General features: G+C 57.6%; 9 protein-coding genes. 6 read left to right on the forward strand and 3 right to left on the reverse strand.

The window, feature by feature from the left end:
* Positions 1 to 89: 89 nt before the first annotated feature.
* Both FHX05_RS29090 and FHX05_RS29095 read right to left on the reverse strand, forming a co-directional pair.
* Positions 90 to 569 carry an MFS transporter gene (locus FHX05_RS29090; RefSeq protein WP_183876296.1) on the reverse strand — a complete coding sequence of 160 codons (480 nt, stop codon included), beginning with the start codon at positions 567 to 569 and terminating at the stop codon, positions 90 to 92.
* A gap of 216 nt (positions 570 to 785) precedes the next feature.
* The gene (locus FHX05_RS29095; RefSeq protein ID WP_183876298.1) at positions 786 to 1694 is read right to left on the reverse strand and encodes a hypothetical protein; all 909 of its coding nucleotides are present in this window, start codon (positions 1692 to 1694) and stop codon (positions 786 to 788) included.
* Between the two features lie 603 nt (positions 1695 to 2297).
* Here FHX05_RS29095 and FHX05_RS29100 point away from each other — a divergent pair.
* The 4 genes from FHX05_RS29100 to FHX05_RS29115 all read left to right on the forward strand — a co-directional run bounded on the left by FHX05_RS29100 (position 2298) and on the right by FHX05_RS29115 (position 11515).
* Complete coding sequence (locus FHX05_RS29100) at positions 2298 to 5516, forward strand: alpha-1,4-glucan--maltose-1-phosphate maltosyltransferase (RefSeq protein ID WP_183876300.1); 3219 nt, start codon at positions 2298 to 2300, stop codon at positions 5514 to 5516.
* A gap of 1 nt (position 5517) precedes the next feature.
* Positions 5518 to 8811, forward strand: a complete 3294-nt coding sequence (treS, locus tag FHX05_RS29105; RefSeq protein ID WP_183876302.1) for a maltose alpha-D-glucosyltransferase — start codon at positions 5518 to 5520, stop codon at positions 8809 to 8811.
* Positions 8808 to 11039 (forward strand): 1,4-alpha-glucan branching protein GlgB, encoded by a 2232-nt coding sequence (gene glgB, locus FHX05_RS29110; RefSeq protein ID WP_183876304.1) that lies wholly within the window; start codon positions 8808 to 8810, stop codon positions 11037 to 11039. Before treS ends, glgB begins: the two co-directional genes overlap by 4 nt.
* A gap of 125 nt (positions 11040 to 11164) precedes the next feature.
* Positions 11165 to 11515 carry a response regulator gene (locus FHX05_RS29115; RefSeq protein ID WP_183876306.1) on the forward strand — a complete coding sequence of 117 codons (351 nt, stop codon included), beginning with the start codon at positions 11165 to 11167 and terminating at the stop codon, positions 11513 to 11515.
* A gap of 65 nt (positions 11516 to 11580) precedes the next feature.
* On the opposite strand, the gene treZ is transcribed toward FHX05_RS29115, so the two are convergent.
* A complete protein-coding gene (gene treZ, locus FHX05_RS29120; protein ID WP_183876323.1) occupies positions 11581 to 13341 on the reverse strand; it encodes a malto-oligosyltrehalose trehalohydrolase in 1761 nt (586 codons plus the stop codon).
* 130 nt (positions 13342 to 13471) lie between these two features.
* Here treZ and treY point away from each other — a divergent pair, with 130 nt between their 5' ends.
* Entirely contained in the window at positions 13472 to 15946 is a 2475-nt protein-coding gene (treY, locus tag FHX05_RS29125; protein WP_183876308.1) for a malto-oligosyltrehalose synthase, read from the forward strand.
* A gap of 97 nt (positions 15947 to 16043) precedes the next feature.
* Positions 16044 to 18113, forward strand: a complete 2070-nt coding sequence (glgX, locus tag FHX05_RS29130; protein ID WP_183876310.1) for a glycogen debranching protein GlgX — start codon at positions 16044 to 16046, stop codon at positions 18111 to 18113.
* Positions 18114 to 18463: the final 350 nt, after the last annotated feature.

Genomic DNA, 18463 nt, shown 5'->3' on the forward strand with positions numbered 1-18463 from the left:
TTGATTGGTAATAATCGTGCTAGATTGCTGATGTTCTTGCCACGATACGGCGCACCATCTTGCCGGACGAAGCACTCTCGAGCTGTTCGTCAAGCCGACCTCCATCCGAACCGTTCAGTGAACCACGACAAAGACGATGCTGAAAGAAGCGCTCCTACCGACCCTATGGAACTCACGATCGTGGCAAGGCGCCCAGCGCGTTCCGACGGCTCAGACACGCCGAGGAAATAGAGCACTCCCATAAAGATCGGCGCACATCCGACACCGATCAGACCCTGACCGAGCACCGACCACCAGAAAGTCATTGAACTTGCAACCATCGCTGAGCCGGCCGCTCCCGCGGTCATCATCAAGCACATTGGCCAGCGAACGCCCCAACGGTCGAATGCCAGCCCGACGGGGATCTGCAGGAGAGAGAAAGACGCAAAAAAGGCCGAGGCAAGATCGCCGAACTCTGCTGGATCGAGCTTGAGCTCTTGAGAAAGCTGGGGGCCGACGATTCCGAAATAACTGCGAAAATACATGCTTGCCATGAAAGCGGCGCACAGGCTCGGCAGGGTTGCTCGCATCTCCTATTCTCCCACGTGAAAGCGAATATCACGCCTGGCCTCGAACGCTTTCGGATGTAAAGCCACCGACTCCTGCCAGATGACGTTTCGATAGGGGATTAGGTACATGAGCGCCGCCGCCTCGGACGCTCACGCCTTGATATGTCTTTCATGCGTGAAAGGGCTCTGTTGGATGAAAGGCGAGCTCTTCGTCTCGACAGGCGCTGGACGCATCGATCATCGATGCGTCCGAGTTGCTCCAACCACAAAGTCTTCCTCGTCATCCCGCTGACGACCACCGAGGGCTGCGGCTGCGGAAGCGATAAATGCGCCGACCACCAGCGACAGCGAGCCTATCAGAGCGGTTGTCGCCGCCGTCTTTCTGGCTTTGTCAGCCGCCTCTTTCGCTGCAGTCTTTGCGTCGTCGATCTGCTCGAGAACCAAATCGACGCGGCTGCGGGCATCAGGTTCGGAAAGACCGGTACGCGCGGAAACGACGGTCGCAACATACGACTTGTCTGCGTCCGAAATCTGTCCCGTAGCTGCGCCTTGCAAGAGAATGGCAGTGATCTCCCTTGCCGCCGCCGCTCGATCGTCAGGCTGCACGCGGTCCGCGGTCCTTGTGGGCCTGAGCAGCGCATCGGTGAAATAGGCTGTGGAGTCCTGATTGCCTGCCAAGCCCGAAGAGGCGGCGGTACTCGTGGCTGCCTGCGCCACCTGCGCTGTAGCATTGATCGTTGTCCCTGTCAGAGCGGTCAAGGAAGAGGCGAGAAATCCCGCTACGAATACGGTCGCCAGCGCCCAACTCAGAAAGCCATGCGTAGTGTCGCGAAAAAAGACCTCATCAGAGTGGACTTCGACCCATTTGGTGCGCAGCCGGCCGGTCAGATAGCCGCCGATGGCCGACGACAGCCATTGAACGACCACCAGCCAGATGGCGGCGGTGATGCCAATGGTAGCCGCCGAGCTGCTTTGGCCGGACCACGGAGATACCATCGTCAGGCCGACACCTGACCCGAGCAGCAGAAGAATAAGGGCAGTGCCGGTCGCCGCAAGGGCGCCGCCGATGATTGGCCCCCAGACGATCGCGGGTTTAGAGGATTCGATAGGAGCGGCTCCAGCGGGAGCGTCTTCGATAGAGGACATGGGACCCTCCTACCGCGTGAAGAGAACGAGAAGAATTACGATCGGCAGCGGAATGCCGAGAAGCCAGAGCAGAATACCTCGACCCATTTTGAAATCCTCCAAGGATGAACTTACAGGATTGCAACCGCGCTTAAGAGATTTTGTTCCAGGATTGGTCGATGGGCTAGGCATTTGTCGCTGAGACGATGGCCAATGCAGCAGATCGTAGATCAAGAAAAAGGCAGAAGCATAAGCCGGGCCGTGTTCGGCAACGCGGAAGTGATCACTGCACACCCACTGCTATTCGACGCGCTGGCGACCATCAGCGGATCCGCCGGGACCGAGCGTGGATTGTGGTGCCGCCGATCATGCTAATCGCCTCCCGGTTCAATCAGAGCCTCTGCTATGCACTCGGGCTCCCATCCGTCATCTATGAGTACCTCCATCGAGACGGCGATATTTTGCCGGAGTTGTTCACGGCGCTGCTCTTTTGCGATCTCGAAGGGCAAGCCAGTCAATCAAGTGCAAGTTGCTCGCATTGGAACAACTAAGCTGCCTGCAGGTTAGGCTCCGTGATTGTCGAAACAACAATTCACTGCCGCGTGACGCGTGGAGAATTACCTGATGCCACTCGCCGTTCAGTCAGACGCTGCATTCAACCATCCGCGGATCTACTATGTGAATCCATTGCTGCTGGGGGGGCGAGATCGATGGAGCGAGGTATTTGATCACGCGAGTGCGCTGGGCTTCGACATCGTGCTCTCGGCTCCGCCCTTTCGCAAAAAGGCAGGCGCTGGTCTTTTTTCTACGGACAATTACGAGCATCTGGATCCGGCGCTCGAGCTGGAAGGAGATGCAAAAGAGGCTCTTTCCATGCTGGCGCAGGAGGCGCGAGCATCGGGGATTGAACTCATGCTGGACCTTGTGGTTACCGCGCATAATGCGGGGACTACAGCCGACTTTACCCCGCTCGACCCACGGAGGTCGCCCCTTTCTTCAACTAAGCCTGCGGCACTATCGCCGGCCGCGGTAATCGACGAGTGGGAAGCGCGGCTGACAGAGTTTGCGTCCTGTGGGATCGCCGGTTATCGGGTCCTTGGGCTTGCCGGCGTGCCTGCCGATGGCTGGCGACATTTGATGACCAGCGCGAAAACGGCCCGACCGGGCACCAGGTTTTTTGCGTACACGCCAGGAACCGATTTCGCTCTGCGCTCAGCATTACAGGACTGCGGCTTCGATGGCGCCTTTTCCTCGCTTGCCTGGTGGGATCTGCGCGAAAGCTGGTTCCTTGAGGAATATCGCCTGCAGCTTCCTTTCGGACCACAGATCGCCTTTCCAGAGGTGCCGTTTGGAAGGCGCTTGGCACATGGTTTCGAAAGTAGGGAAATCCGCGAGCGAAAATCACGCCGCGCCCTCCATCTTGCGGTCGAACTCGGCGAAGGATTGCTGGTGCCAATGGGTTTCGAATTCGGCGCCACCCTGCCACTCGATCCGACATATGGTCATGGACAGGGTCTGCGTGTGCTAAAAGCTGAGGGAGCCTACGATATCTCGGCTGATATACGCGACCTGAATTCTGCTTCACACGCGCCCACTCAATGGATGCTTCTTCGATGTGAAACAACGAGCCAAGTGACGGTGATCGCCCAGGCTGATCGGCCCGCATTCCGGGGTGCAACGCAGGCGCGACTTCTCGCTGTCAACAGAGATCTGCGCCGTGCCGCGGAACTGCCTGACGACATCATGCATCGCTTGGCTTCGCCTTTCCTGCCTATCGAGGTGGTGCCTAACAGCCGCAGGATCGCTCCGGGCGAGGTGCGTGTTGTCACAACCGAGGCCCGCCCTCTCGTCACGGCTGACGAAGGGCAGCTGTCTCTCACGGAGGCGACGGCCTCTCCGCGCATCGCCATCGAGCATGTTACGCCGCAGGTCGACGATGGACGTTTTGCAGTCAAGCGCATCGTCGGCGATACCGTGGTCGTCGAGGCGGACATCTTTGCCGACGGTCATGATCTACTGTCGACCGCTCTCCTTTACCGCAGCCGCGATGAACTGGATTGGCGTCAAACCAAAATGGTCCTTTCCGAAAACGATCGATGGCAGGGGTCCTTCCCTCTCGATCGCGTCGGGCGCTTCGATTTCATGGTCGAAGCCTGGAAAAATCCCTTCGCCATCTTCCGCTACGAGCTTCTCAAGAAGAGCGAGGCGCGGCTCGATCTGCGGCTGGAATTGATCGAAGGCGAAGAGTTGATCCGCGATGCCGCGGCTGATGGCGGCATACCGATGAGGGATGAGGATAGGGCGGAGTTTGCGACGCTGCTTGCCGAGCTCGAAAGGCGCGACGGGCCGGGCAAGCTTGAATTGCTGCTTGCCACACGCACAAACGAACTCATGGCGCTCGCCGACCGCCGTCCCTTTGCCTCGCACTCGCGGACCTATGGTGTGGAAGCCGAACGCCTTGAGGCGGCCTTTGCGAGCTGGTACCAGATCTTTCCCCGTTCACAGAGCGGTGACCCCAATCGCCACGGCACGTTCGAGGATGTCATCGCCCGCTTGCCGGCCATCCGGGATATGGGCTTCGACGTGCTCTACTTCCCGCCGATCCACCCGATCGGCCACACCAACCGCAAGGGCCGCAACAATTCTCTCATCGCCGCTCCAACTGATCCGGGCAGTCCCTACGCGATTGGTTCGGAAGCCGGTGGCCATGAGGCAATCCACCCCCTCCTTGGACAATTCGATGACTTCGAGCATCTGATTTCGGAAGCAAAGCGGTTCGGATTGGAGATTGCGCTTGACCTGGCGATTCAAGCCTCTCCCGACCACCCGTGGCTAAAGGAACATCCGGGCTGGTTCGATTGGCGCCCGGACGGCACGATCCGCTATGCAGAAAATCCACCGAAGAAGTACGAAGATATCGTCAATGTCGATTTCTACGCACCGGAGGCAGTCCCCGCACTTTGGGCCGAACTGCGCGACATCGTCGAAATGTGGATCGAGGAAGGCGTAGAAATCTTCCGCGTCGACAATCCCCATACCAAGCCTTTTCCCTTCTGGGAGTGGCTGATCGGCGATATCCGCGCGCGTCATCCGAAGGTCGTGTTTCTTTCGGAAGCCTTCACAAGGCCGAAGGTGATGTACCGGCTGGCAAAGGTCGGCTTTTCCCAGTCCTACACCTACTTTACATGGCGCAACACAAGGGCGGAGCTGGAGGAATATCTGACCGAGCTTACTCAAGGTGAGGTCACCGAATTCTTTCGTCCGCATTTCTTCGTCAACACCCATGACATCAATCCGGACTTCCTGCAGAACGCGCCGCGCTCTGCATATTTGATCCGGGCCGCACTGGCTGCCACGCTATCCGGCCTTTGGGGCGTTTATAACGGCTTCGAACTTTGCGAGGGGCGGCCGGATGCCAAGCGCAAGGAATATGCCGATAGTGAAAAATACGAGATCCGCGCCTGGGATTACGATCGACCGGGCAACATCAAGGCGGAAATCTCGATGCTCAACCGCGTTCGCAAGAATAATTCAGCCCTGCATTCACATCTCGGCCTGACCTTTCTGCCCTCATCGAACCCCAACGTCCTGTTTTTCGAGAAGGCAAGCGTCGGACGCCACAATGTTCTGTTTGTCGCCGTGACGCTCAATCCGCACGCGACAGAGGAAAGCAATATCGAATTTCCGCTCTGGCGGTTCGGCCTGGCAGACGAAGGAACACTGGCTTTCGAGGATCTCGTCAGTGGCCAAAGATTCAGTCGTACGGGGAAGTGGCAGATGATCCGCCTCGATCCGGCTTATTTGCCTTTTGCCATCTGGCGCGTCAGGGCAGGGGAGGTCTGAGATGGACACTGTTCACATGGCCGAGAGCGATAAACTGGCCGACGATCCGCTATGGTATAAGGATGCGATCATCTATCAGCTCCACATTAAGTCCTTTTACGATGCCAATGGCGATGGCATCGGCGACTTCGAAGGCCTTTACCAGAAGCTCGATTATATAGCTGCGCTTGGCGTGAATGCCATTTGGCTCCTGCCGTTTTTTCCCTCACCCCGGCGCGATGACGGCTATGACATCGCCGACTATCGTAACGTCAGCCCCGACTACGGGACGCTTGAGGATTTCCGGAAGTTCGTGGCGGCGGCGCATGAACGCAATATCCGCGTCATTATCGAGCTTGTCATCAATCACACGTCGGACCAGCATCCCTGGTTCCAGCGCGCGCGGCAATCGCCTGCCGGCAGACCTGAGCGAGACTTCTACGTCTGGTCGGATACCGATCTGAAATTTCCCGAGACCCGCATCATTTTTCTCGATACGGAAAAATCGAACTGGACATTCGATCCCGTGGCGGGCGCTTATTACTGGCATCGCTTCTATTCGCACCAGCCAGATCTCAATTTCGATAATCCGCTGGTGATGAAGGAGATTATCGATGTCATGCGCTTCTGGCTTGAGACAGGGATCGATGGCTTCCGGCTCGATGCGATCCCCTATCTTGTCGAGCGCGAGGGCACCAACAATGAAAATCTGCCGGAAACCCATCTGATCCTCAAACAGATCCGTGCGGCGCTTGATGCGACACATTCAGGCGTGCTGCTCCTTGCCGAGGCAAACCAGTGGCCAGAGGACACGCGCGAATATTTCGGCGACGGCGACGAATGCCATATGGCGTTCCATTTTCCGCTGATGCCGCGCATGTACATGGCGATTGCTAAGGAGGACCGCTTCCCGATCACTGACATTATACGTCAAACGCCTGATATCCCCGACATCTGCCAATGGGCGATCTTCCTCAGAAATCACGACGAATTGACGCTGGAAATGGTCACCGACGCTGAACGCGATTATCTGTGGGAGACCTATGCCTCCGATAAGCGCGCCCGCATCAACCTTGGCATCCGCCGCAGGTTGGCACCATTGATGGAACGCGACCGCCGCCGTATCGAGCTCATGAATGCGTTGCTGCTGTCCATGCCCGGAACACCGATTGTCTATTACGGCGACGAGATCGGCATGGGAGACAATATTTATCTCGGCGACCGGGATGGGGTACGCACCCCGATGCAATGGTCCCCCGATCGCAATGGCGGCTTTTCGCGCGTAGATCCGGCGCGCCTCGTATTGCCATCGGTTGCCGATCCCCTCTACGGCTATGAGGCGTTGAACGTCGAGGCACAGGTGTCGGATGCCCATTCGCTGTTGAATTGGACACGACGAATGCTGGCGTTGCGCGGTCGCCATAGTGCCTTCGGCCGAGGTTCATTGCGTTTTCTCACACCGGCCAACCGGCGGATTCTCGCCTATTTGCGGGAATATGATGAAGAAGTCATCTTATGCGTTGCAAACCTGTCGCGCGTTCCCCAGGCGGTAGAACTCGATCTGCAGCAGTTCGAAGGGCGGGTTCCTGTGGAGTTGACCGGCATGTCGCCGTTCCCGCCGATCGGGCAGCTCACTTACCTGCTCACGTTGCCTCCCTATGGTTTCTTCTGGTTCCAGCTCAATGTCGAGGCCGACGGACCAACCTGGCGCACGGCTCCGCCGGAACAACTTGTCGATCTGTTGACCATCGTTATCAGGCGTAGCCTGACGGAGCTTGCCGAACTACCGCATCATACTGCGGTGCTGAGTAGGGATATCCTGCCGGCCTACCTTTCGAAGCGCCGCTGGTTCGGCGCCAAGGACCAGGTCCTGCAGGAAGCGAGACTCGTTTCCGCTACACCGATACCCTTTGCCGACGGTATCGTCCTCGGCGAGATCGAGGTTGTGCTGTCGGATCATATGGAGAGCTATCAATTGCCGCTTGCAGCCGAGTGGGATGATACAGCGCCCAACGTGCTCGCCCAGCAGCTTTCCCTCGCCCGCATCCGCCAGGGCAGGCGGGTTGGATTCCTGACTGACGGATTTGCCGTAGAGATGATGGCGCGCGGCATCCTTCGAGGCCTGTGCGATCGCTCGACGGTCAGCGGGCGCACCGGCATGATCGAATTCATCGGCACCGATCGGCTCGATTGCTTGGCGTTGACCGAGGATATGCCGATCCGCTGGCTTTCGGCTGAACAATCCAACAGCTCCTTGCTCGTCGGAGACTTGGCGATGATCAAGCTAATCCGTCATGTCTTCGTCGGAGTTCATCCGGAAGTCGAGATGACGCGCTATTTGACGGAGCATGGTTATGAGCATACCGCCCCTCTCCTGGGCGAGGTCGCCCGAACCGACGGCGAAGGTCGCCGTTCGACGCTGATCATCGTGCAAGGAGCGATCCGCAATCAGGGCGATGCTTGGAATTGGATGCTGTCGAACCTGCGCCGCGCTGCTGACGAGATCGTTATCACCGAATCTCCAATCGAGGCGGCCGACGAACAGCTGCGTCCGCTTCTGCATTTTATTTCCATGGTCGGCGAACGCCTCGGAGAACTGCACGTCTTGCTGGCTCAGCCGACCGACAACGAAGCCTTCGCGCCACGTCGCGCGGATGCACGCGATGTCGCCGCCATTCGCGAAACCGTAACAGGCGAAATTACCTATGCCTTTTCCAAGCTGACCGACCTTAAAGATAATGTCGAGCCTGAGATCGCGGAGCGCATGTCCTTGCTGCTTGCCGAACGCGACAGGATCATCGCGCTTGCCAGCGCGGTGGCGGGCGAAGCGAAAGGCACGTTGTTGACGCGCGCGCATGGCGATTTCCATCTCGGCCAGATCCTGGTCACGGAAGGCGATGCCGTCATCATCGATTTCGAGGGCGAGCCGGCGCGCAATCTTGCCGAACGCCGCGCCAAGACGAGCCCGTTGCGCGACGCTGCCGGCCTGCTGCGGTCGCTCGACTATCTCTCAGCTACCGCCATGCTCGAAAACGATGCCATTTCTGATCATCACGATGCCCGCCGCCGCGAGGTGATCCGGCGCTTCGCGGAAAATGCGGAACGCATTTTTCTAACGTCCTATATCGAGGCACTGGCGGCTTCGCCTGATTTGCCCAAGGAGTCTGCGGAAGTTCGGCGGATCATCGATATCTTTCTTCTGGAAAAGGCGGCCTATGAGATCGCCTACGAGGCACGAAACCGTCCGAAGTGGCTTCCGATCCCGCTAAACGGACTTGCCGCCATCATAGCTCGCCTTTCGGAGAGCCGCTCATGAGCGATGTTGCCGACATTCGCAGCGGAATGGATGCGGGTTCCATGCAGGCCTTGGTGGAGGGGCGGCATGGGGATCCCTTTTCCATTCTCGGCATGCACCAAGGTGTGGACGGCCGCTACAGCGTCAGAGCCTATCTGCCGGGGGCTTTGCGCGTCGAAATCCTCGATCGAGACAGTGATCGCGTTCTGGCGTCGGCCGATCTTATCCATCCCGCCGGCCTGTTCGGCGCCACACTTGCCGAACGCAACGCCTATTATCTGAGAATTCAATGGCCCGATGCAGTTCAGGTGACGGCCGATCCCTACAGCTTTGCGCCGTTGCTCGGCGATCTTGATCTCCACCTGATCTCGCAAGGGACACATTACAACCTGAGCAAGGCTCTCGGCGCCAATCCCATGACGATTGACGATGTCACGGGCGTGCGCTTTGCGGTGTGGGCGCCGAATGCAAGCAGGGTGTCCGTGGTCGGCGACTTCAACGCCTGGGACGGACGCCGCCATCCGATGAGGCTCCGGCCACAGGCGGGTGTCTGGGAGATATTCCTTCCGCATATCACGGTCGGCGAACGCTATAAGTTCGAGATTGTCGACCGGGTCGGCAACCTGCTTCCGCAGAAGGCCGATCCGGTCGCCCGGGCAGCGGAGCCGGCGCCATCGACGGCGTCGGTGGTGGCGTCGTCCGAACCTTTCCGCTGGAACGATCATACCTGGATGGACAATTGCCGAAACGCCGATCATTTCGCCAAGGCGCTTTCGATTTACGAGGTTCATGCCGGCTCCTGGCTGCGCGACAGGGAAGATGGTGGCCGCGCGCTGGATTGGATCGAACTCTCGCAGCGGCTCATTCCCTATGTCAGCGAAATGGGATTCACCCATATCGAACTGCTGCCGATCATGGAGCATCCTTTTGGAGGATCGTGGGGCTATCAGCCACTCGGACTGTTTGCGCCGACCGGGCGCCACGGCACGCCCGAAGATTTCGCATATTTCGTCGACCGCTGCCACCAGGGGGGGCTCGGTGTCATCCTGGATTGGGTGCCGGCGCATTTCCCAACGGATGTGTGGGGATTGGCGCGTTTTGACGGCACTGCGCTTTATGAGCATGAGGATCCGCGGGAGGGTTTCCATCGCGACTGGAACACGCTGATCTATAATCTTGGCCGCAACGAGGTCAAAGGCTTCCTGATTGCGAGCGCGCTCGAATGGCTTGACCGCTATCATGTGGACGGACTGCGCGTCGATGCCGTTGCCTCCATGCTCTATCGCGACTATAGCCGGCCGGAAGGAGAGTGGATCCCGAACCGCTACGGCGGGCGCGAAAATCTGGAAGCCATCGAATTCTTCAAGCATCTGAACAGCATCGTTCACGACCGCTTTCCGCATGCGCTGATGATCGCCGAGGAATCGACCGCTTTTCCAAGCATCACAAAACCCGCTGCGGAAGGTGGGCTCGGCTTCGACATGAAGTGGAACATGGGATGGATGCATGACACGCTCCATTACATGTCCGACGATCCGGTCTATCGAAAGTATCATCATGGCTCGATGACCTTCGGCATGATCTATGCCTATAGCGAGCGCTTCATCCTGCCGTTTTCGCATGACGAAGTCGTGCATGGAAAGGGTTCCATGCTCGCCAAGATGCCCGGCAATCCCTCGCAGAAGATGGCCAATCTCCGCGCTCTTTTCGGCTTCATGTGGGGGCACCCGGGTAAAAAGCTTCTCTTTATGGGCGATGAGATCGGTCAGTGGTCGGAATGGAGCCACGACAGTTCCGTGGAATGGGATCTCTTGGATGAACCGTCTCATGCCGGCCTGCAACGGCTGGTGCGCGATCTCAACCGGATCTACAGGCATTTTCCCTGCCTACAGCATGGAGATACGGTGCCCGACGGCTTTGAATGGGCGGTTGCCGATGATGCCGAACAGTCGGTTTTCGGAATGCTGCGCTTCGATGCGGGGCGACGGTTGGCCATTCTGGTCATCTCGAATTTCACTCCGATTTTCCGAGGCGGATATAGGGTAGGCGTCCCTTTTTCCGGCCTCTGGCGGCGGATACTCGATACCGATGATTTCGTTTATGGCGGAGCGGGTATCGGCTCTGGCGATCGTCTTACCGACGATCTTCCTGCGCATGGGCGCCGCCAGTCTCTTCTCCTCGATCTTGCCCCCCTTTCAACAGCGATGTTTCTCTTTGAGGATGGAGAAGCGATGACGGAAGGTCAGTGATCCTGAAGGCCTGCCGTCTTGGAAGTAGACGATACTATCGTGGCTGCGCATTCGACAGAACTGTCCGATAGCGAACATCGTCTTTCTTTCAATTCGATCTATCTCTTATTGCAGAGGAGGTTGTGATGAAGATTATGATTGTCGAGGATGAGCCCTTGGTGGCACTCGAATTGGAACGTATCGCTACCGAAGCCGGTCATGAAGTCGTTGGCTCCTTCATGACGGCAGAGCAGGCGCTCGCCTATGCGTCCAAGGCACAGGTGGCTTTCGTGGATCTCGGCTTGGCCGATGGCCATAGCGGAGCGGGGCTCGCTCGCCGATTGACGGATCGGTTCAGGATAAAAGTGATCTTTGTGACCGGCAGCCCAGAGCGGGTTGGATACGGCCTCGAAGGAGCAGTCGGAGTAATCGACAAGCCATTTACCGACAAAGTGATTATCGATGCCTTGGAAAAGGCGCAGCGCCTACAAGGTTAAGCCTGGCGGGGTTGGAAGTCTTTCGAAGAGCGGCGCAAGCTCGTCATTTAGCTTCACAATGTGGCTTATGACAGGCTCCAAACAATGCTCCACGATCCGATCGCGTTGTTTGCCATGCCGTGCGACGAAAAAAATACCTGCCCCTCAATGGGGCTTTTCAAAACAACAGGCGTGTTCGACAGATTGGCTGTCAGATGAAGGCTTGCGGACCCCATTTGCCAGCGCACTCGAAGGGGCGAGGCGTCTGGATCGTAGGTTGTCACACAACTACGCGCGTCGCCAAGGAGCGGCACGATCACCTGATGTCTCAGCCTTAACAACTGCTCGTAATAGTCGCCAATTGTCGGATTCTCATTCATTTTGTCCCAGCGCAATTTGACGCTGCGGAAGGTGGCTTCGGCCGTCGGGTCGGAGGCATCCTCTGCTTCGAAGCCGGGCAGGCGCTTCAGTTCTTCCTTGCGGCCAAGTCTTACCTTGGCGTTGAGCTCCTCATCGAAGTCGCAAAAGAAGGGAAAGGGATCGGCAGCGCCCCATTCCTCACCCATGAACAGCATGGGGATCTGCGGCGAGAGAAGATAGATGGCTGCAATGGCCTTTATCGCCTCGATCGGGTGGGAGGAAATCATGCGATCGCCGCTTGCCCGATTGCCGACCTGGTCATGGTTCTGGATGAAGGAGATAAAGGCCGATGGCGGCAAGCCAGCGCTCGGCGATCCCCTTGGCCGGCCTCGATACTCCATGCGCTCTCCTTGAAACGCGAAGCCTTCGGCAAGCGCGCGGCTCAAAGGTGGTCCCCAATCGGCATAATCTTGATAGTAGCCGAAGGTCTCGCCCGTGGCCGCCACATGAAGAGCGTGGTGGATGTCATCATTCCACTGTGCCGTAAAATTGCGCGGCTTGCCATCTTCGGCGCGAACGAGGAGAGCCGAGTCATTATCCTCGTTCTCGACGATCAGATGGATTTGGCGTTGGGGAAATGCACTCCTGACGCGCTCGGCAAGTTCGAGAAGGATATGCGGATCGCTATCGTCCTTCATCGCGTGAACGGCATCGAGCCGCAAACCATCCATCCGAAACTCGTTCAGCCAATAGATTGCGTTTTCGATGACGAAATCGCGGACGAAACGGCTGCCGTTGCCATCGTAATTCAGCCCCTTGCCCCAGACGCTTTCGTGCCGGTCGCCAAAGATCGGCGCGTAGCGTGGCAGATAGTTCCCATCCGGCCCGAAATGGTTATAGACCACATCGAGAAAGACGCAGATGCCGCGCTCGTGGGCTGCATCGACGAGCATTTTGAGATGTTCGGGGCGACCATAGCTGCTATCCGGCGCATAGGGTAAAACACCGTCGTAACCCCACCCATATCGACCGCGAAAATCCGAAAGCGGCATGAGTTGAATGGCCGTTATTCCAAGGCGCTGCAAATGGTCGAGCTTTTCCATGGCCGCTAGAAACGTGCCAGCTTCGGTGAAGGCGCCGACATGCAGTTCGTAGATGACGATTTCTTCCCAGCGGCGTCCCTTCCATCCCTGCGTTTGCCATTCGAACAATGGATCGATTAGCTCGCTCGGGCCGTGGACGTCTTCGGGTTGAAAGCGCGAGGCAGGATCCGGCACGGCAAACCCGTCGCCCAGCACGAACTTATAGCGATCGCCGATCCGCGCATCCTTGACTTCGACGACATGCCACCCGTCCTGCCTCCGTTGCATGGTCCATTCCCCACGCTGCTCGATGCGGATGAGCACGCGCTCCGCCAAGGGCGCCCACAGGCGGAACAGGACGGCATTCTCGTTGAGTTGCGGTCCAAATGCGAAGTTGTGCTGCATGACATCCCGTCCGTCGATGACGCTGAAATTTTCCTGCATTCCAACGCATCTTGCTGAGAACGGTTCCTGAGGTGGGAACAGATCTCTTTCAGTCCCGTTCGTTAAGGCGGCCCGACGCAGCGAGGAAGCTATGACTGTCTTAACCTCTACCTATCGCCTGCAATTTCGCGGAGATGTCACCTTCGACAGGGCAACGGAGTTGGTTCCCTATCTGAAGGATCTCGGCATCAGCCATGTCTATGCCTCGCCGATCTTTGCAGCCAAGAAGGGATCGACGCATGGATATGATGTCACGGATGCGAACGAGATCGACCCGGTGCTTGGCGGCCGCGCGGGTTTCGATGCTTTCTGCACGGCCTTGCAACATGCGAAGCTGGGCCTGATCCTCGATATCGTGCCCAACCATATGGCCGCCTCCGTCGAAAACCCGTGGTGGCGTGACGTGTTGCAGCGTGGACCGGGCAGTGCCTATGCCAGCCATTTCGATATCGACTGGCGCCGCAAGCTCACTTTGCCGCTTCTGGGGCGTTCGTTCGAGGAAAGTCTGGCCGCGGCGGACTTTCATCTTCGCTATGAGCCTACGGATGGGAGCATCTATTTGGTCTATTTCGACGATCTGCTTCCACTCTCGATCGAAAGTGCCGAGCGGCTGACGGCGGACATAGGAACGGATGCGGAGCGGTTGCGCGCATTTTCGAACGATGCGGCCGCGATGAGAGAACTTCTCGCGGAACAGCACTGGCAATTGCTCTATTGGAAAGACGCCGCCGAAAACCTGAGCTATCGGCGCTTCTTCGAGGTGGCAGGTCTGGTCGGGATGCGAGTGGAGGACGCACGCGTCTTCAACGACACGCATCGGCTGATCATCGAATTGGTTCGCGCCGGACAGGTCCAAGGATTGCGCGTCGACCATATCGACGGACTGGCCGATCCGAAGAGCTATCTAGAGCATTTGCGGCAGGCCATCGGCCCGGACATTTTCATCGTAGTCGAAAAAATCCTTGCCGGTGGCGAAACGCTGCCGGCGGATTGGCCGGTATCAGGAACGACCGGCTACGAGTTCATTGTCGCCATGGCCGATCTCTTTGTGAACGAGGAGGGATTACGCAAGCTGGACGCCGCTTACAGGTCCGTCAGCGCGGAAGATGCCGACTTTGCCGCAGGTTTGCGCAAGGCGAAGCTATTGATGGTCGAGCGCAATTTTGCCGGCGAGATGAGGCGCCTGACGAGGCTGGCATGTTTGATTTTTCCCGATTTCGACGCGGGAGAAATATCGTTGGCACTTCGCGAGCTGCTGGTTGCCTTCCCGGTTTATCGTACCTACGGCTATCGGGGCGCTGCATCGTCTAACGACGCGGCGGTCATCGAGAGTGCCTGCGAGAACGCACGAAGCCGATTACCGGCCATTGATGTCCTCAATGCGCTCGGCCGTCTTTTGAAAGGGGAGGTTTCTGCAGCCCAAGCTCTGGAGTTTCGAGCCAGATTCCAGCAGCTCAGCGGTCCGATCATGGCAAAGGCGGTCGAGGACACGCTGTTTTATCGGTATAACCGCCTCATCGGGTTGAACGAGGTCGGAGGCGAGCCCCATGTGCCGCCGGGCTCGGTAGCGGGCTTTCATCAATTCATGACCGATCGATTTCGGCGGCAACCTCGCGGCCTTTCCGCGACATCGACGCATGATACCAAGCGGGGAGAAGACGCCCGCGCCCGCCTCTACAGCCTGACGCAGGATCCTGATGCGTGGATCGCCGGTGCCGAGCGGTGGCGCAGCATGAGTTCTCCTTTCCGCTCCAGCCTCGCAGATGGACTTGCGCCTGAGCCCAATGTCGAATGGATGCTTTACCAGGCACTGGCCGGCGTCTGGCCGCAGGAGATGGAAGTCGCCGATCGGAACGCGCTGCAGGAGCGGTTTTGCGCCTATGTCTTGAAAGCGATCCGAGAAGCCAAGCTCCGGACGGATTGGATGAATGAAAATCCTACCTACGAGCGTGCGGTTCAGGCCTTTGCTGCCGCCTTGTTTTCGGAGGACAATCGGGAGTTCATCCGCGACTTTGACCGGATCCTGCGCCCTTTCATGGAGTTTGGCTTTCGCAACAGCCTGTCGCAGTTGCTGATCAAGCTCACGGCTCCAGGCATTCCCGATATCTATCAGGGTACCGAGAGTCTGGATTTCAGCCTGGTCGATCCGGACAATCGAAGACCGGTCGACCATCTGTGGGCCGACACGCGAGTAGCCCACTCTCTCGCGTCGGATGCCGCGTCCTTGAAACGGCACATCCTCTGCAAGGTGCTGAGTTATCGCAATCAGCACCCCCTTCTTTTTCTTGAGGGCAAATATGTGCCCCTGGAAACCAGCGGGCCACGAGCGTCCAATCTCGTGGCCTTCGCGCGCGTTCACGAGCGGGAAATAGCGGTTACCATCGTGCCGCGTCTGGTCCGCATGCCTTCATCGGATTTCTGGCAAGACACCGCCGTCGTGATGCCGCGAGAGTTCAAGGGGCCGCTCTATGATCTCCTCACGGATCGGCCGGTCTCAGCCGACAACCTTCTCGCAGCGCAGCTGTTTGCCGATCATCCCGTCGCCCTTTTCGTTGGAGATAGGTGACGATCACGGCATCGGTTCATGCGTACTCCAACCGCAAGGCCGGAACAAAGCGCTTCGATTGGTGTTTATGCTGCGCAGCAACAATCACGAGGCTTCCATGACGCAAAGCGGCGGTAGGCATGCGATCGAGCCGGGCGATTACACGCGCCTGGGAGCAAATTATGATGGAGAGGGTGTCAATTTTGCACTTTTCAGTGCCTATGCGGAAAAGGTGGAGCTCTGTCTTTTCGACGAAAGCGGAAAGCAGGAGATCGAGCGGATCGCTCTGCCGGAATATACCCATGAGATCTGGCATGGCTATGTTCCTGGATTGAAGCCGGGCGCCTTATATGGCTATCGCGTGCATGGCCAGTTCGACCCGTTAAAAGGCCATCGTTTCAATGCGAACAAATTGCTTGTCGATCCCTACGCGCGCGAGCTTGTAGGCAATATAGAATGGTCGCAAGCCCAGTTCGCCTATGTTCTGGACGACGAGCAAAAGGATCTTTCCTTCGACGAGACCGATAGCGCCGGACAGATGCCCAAATGCCGTGTCGTCGACCTGAAAAATGAAGCGCCCGATAAAAGGCCGACTGTCGCATGGCCTGACACCATTTTCTATGAGGCGCATGTCAAGGGAATGACGATGCTGCATCCGGCAATTCCGGAGCCGTTGCGTGGCACGTTTGACGGCTTTGGGCACGCAGCAGTCGTCGATTACATCAAGAGCCTCGGCATTACCTCGATCGAGCTCCTTCCCATCCATTTCTTTCCCGATGACAGTCACCTGCTCGACAAGGGTCTGCGCAACTATTGGGGCTACAACAGCCTTGCCTTCTTCGCGCCGGCGACGCGTTATTACGGGCCGAAAGGCCTCGAAGGCGTTCGCGACATGGTGCGTGCCTTTCACGATGCCGGTATCGAGGTCATCCTCGATGTCGTCTACAATCACACCGCGGAGGGCAATGAACTCGGTCCGACCCTTTCATTCAAAGGCATCGACAATTTCTCCTATTACCGGACCCTGCCGGATCAGCCCCGTTACTATATCAACGACACCGGCACCGGTAACACGATCAACACGTCGCATCCGCGCGTGCTGCAAATGGTGACGGACTCGCTACGTTACTGGGTCGAAGAAATGCATGTCGATGGCTTTCGTTTCGATCTCGGCACCATTCTTGGCCGTGAACCCCAGGGGTTCGACCAACGGAGCGGCTTCTTCGATGCAGTCGGCCAGGATCCGGTGCTTGCTAAAGTCAAGCTTGTCGGCGAGCCGTGGGACATCGGCCCCGGCGGTTATCAAGTGGGGGGATTTCCGCCGGGCTGGGCGGAATGGAATGACAAATATCGCGACACGGTACGGGATTACTGGAAGGGCACACCCGGCATGACAAGGGATTTTGCCGCCCGCATTTTAGGGTCAGGCGATGTTTATGATCTTCGCGGCCGCCGCCCATGGGCGAGCGTCAATTTCATCGCCGCCCATGATGGCTTCACGCTCAATGATCTCGTCTCCTATAACGAGAAGCATAATGATGCGAATGGCGAAGATAACAATGATGGCCACAACGACAACCGTAGCTACAATTATGGCGCTGAAGGTCCGACGGACGATGAAGCCATCAATACCGTTCGGGAGCGCCAAAAGCGCAATTTTCTCGCAACCCTCTTTCTTTCGCATGGTACCCCGATGCTGCTGGCGGGTGATGAATCCGGCCGAAGCCAGATGGGCAACAACAATGGCTACTGTCAGGACAACGAACTTAGCTGGCTGCATTGGGACGATCGATATGGCAGCGCCGAAGCGCTTTATACTTTCGTCAAACGCCTGATCGCCTTGCGTCAGGCACATTCCATTCTCAGACGAGAAAATTGGCGCGATGGTCTGATTGTCACCTGGCTTAATCCGGGTGGTGGTGAGCGGACGGATGAGCAATGGGACGATGAAGCGAATACGGCGATCGGTTTGCGCCTATTGCGTGAGCAGCCATTCGAAGAGGGCTGGGATGATGTTCTGATCCTGTTCAACCCTCGCGATGGAGATGTCGACTTTACTTTGCCAGGTGACAAACGCTGGGCGCCGGAACTGTCGACATCCGATCCAGATGAGCCGGATCGAGGCATGGTAGACAAGAAGCTCTTGAAACTTGAAGCCCGCAGCCTCTCGCTTTTGCGGCCAGCCTGAAACAAGCGTGGGAGAAAAGACGATGCACATCCAGGTCTTAGGAATGTGGAAGCTAGGATAGGGTCGCGTCATAGATCCTAGCCTCCATTCCAGCATCCATCATGAATCACAATTCTGATGACTTGGGAATCCACTCCGATTCCGATAAGCAATGGATCGCTCTAACGTTGCGATTACCTCAAAGAAATTGCCCTGCCGGGTGGGGCCAGGCAGGGCGGCTGCGTGGCAGTATTTGCGCGAGCGGGATTTGAACTGGAGTTCATTAAACTGCGCGCTTCAATCTATCATTGTGTGACAGTTTTGTGAATACTGCCATTCGCATCTAGGAATGGACATGTGGAACGAGAATT

The sequence above is a fragment of the Rhizobium sp. BK491 genome (assembly GCF_014194925.1).
Lineage (GTDB): Bacteria > Pseudomonadota > Alphaproteobacteria > Rhizobiales > Rhizobiaceae > Rhizobium.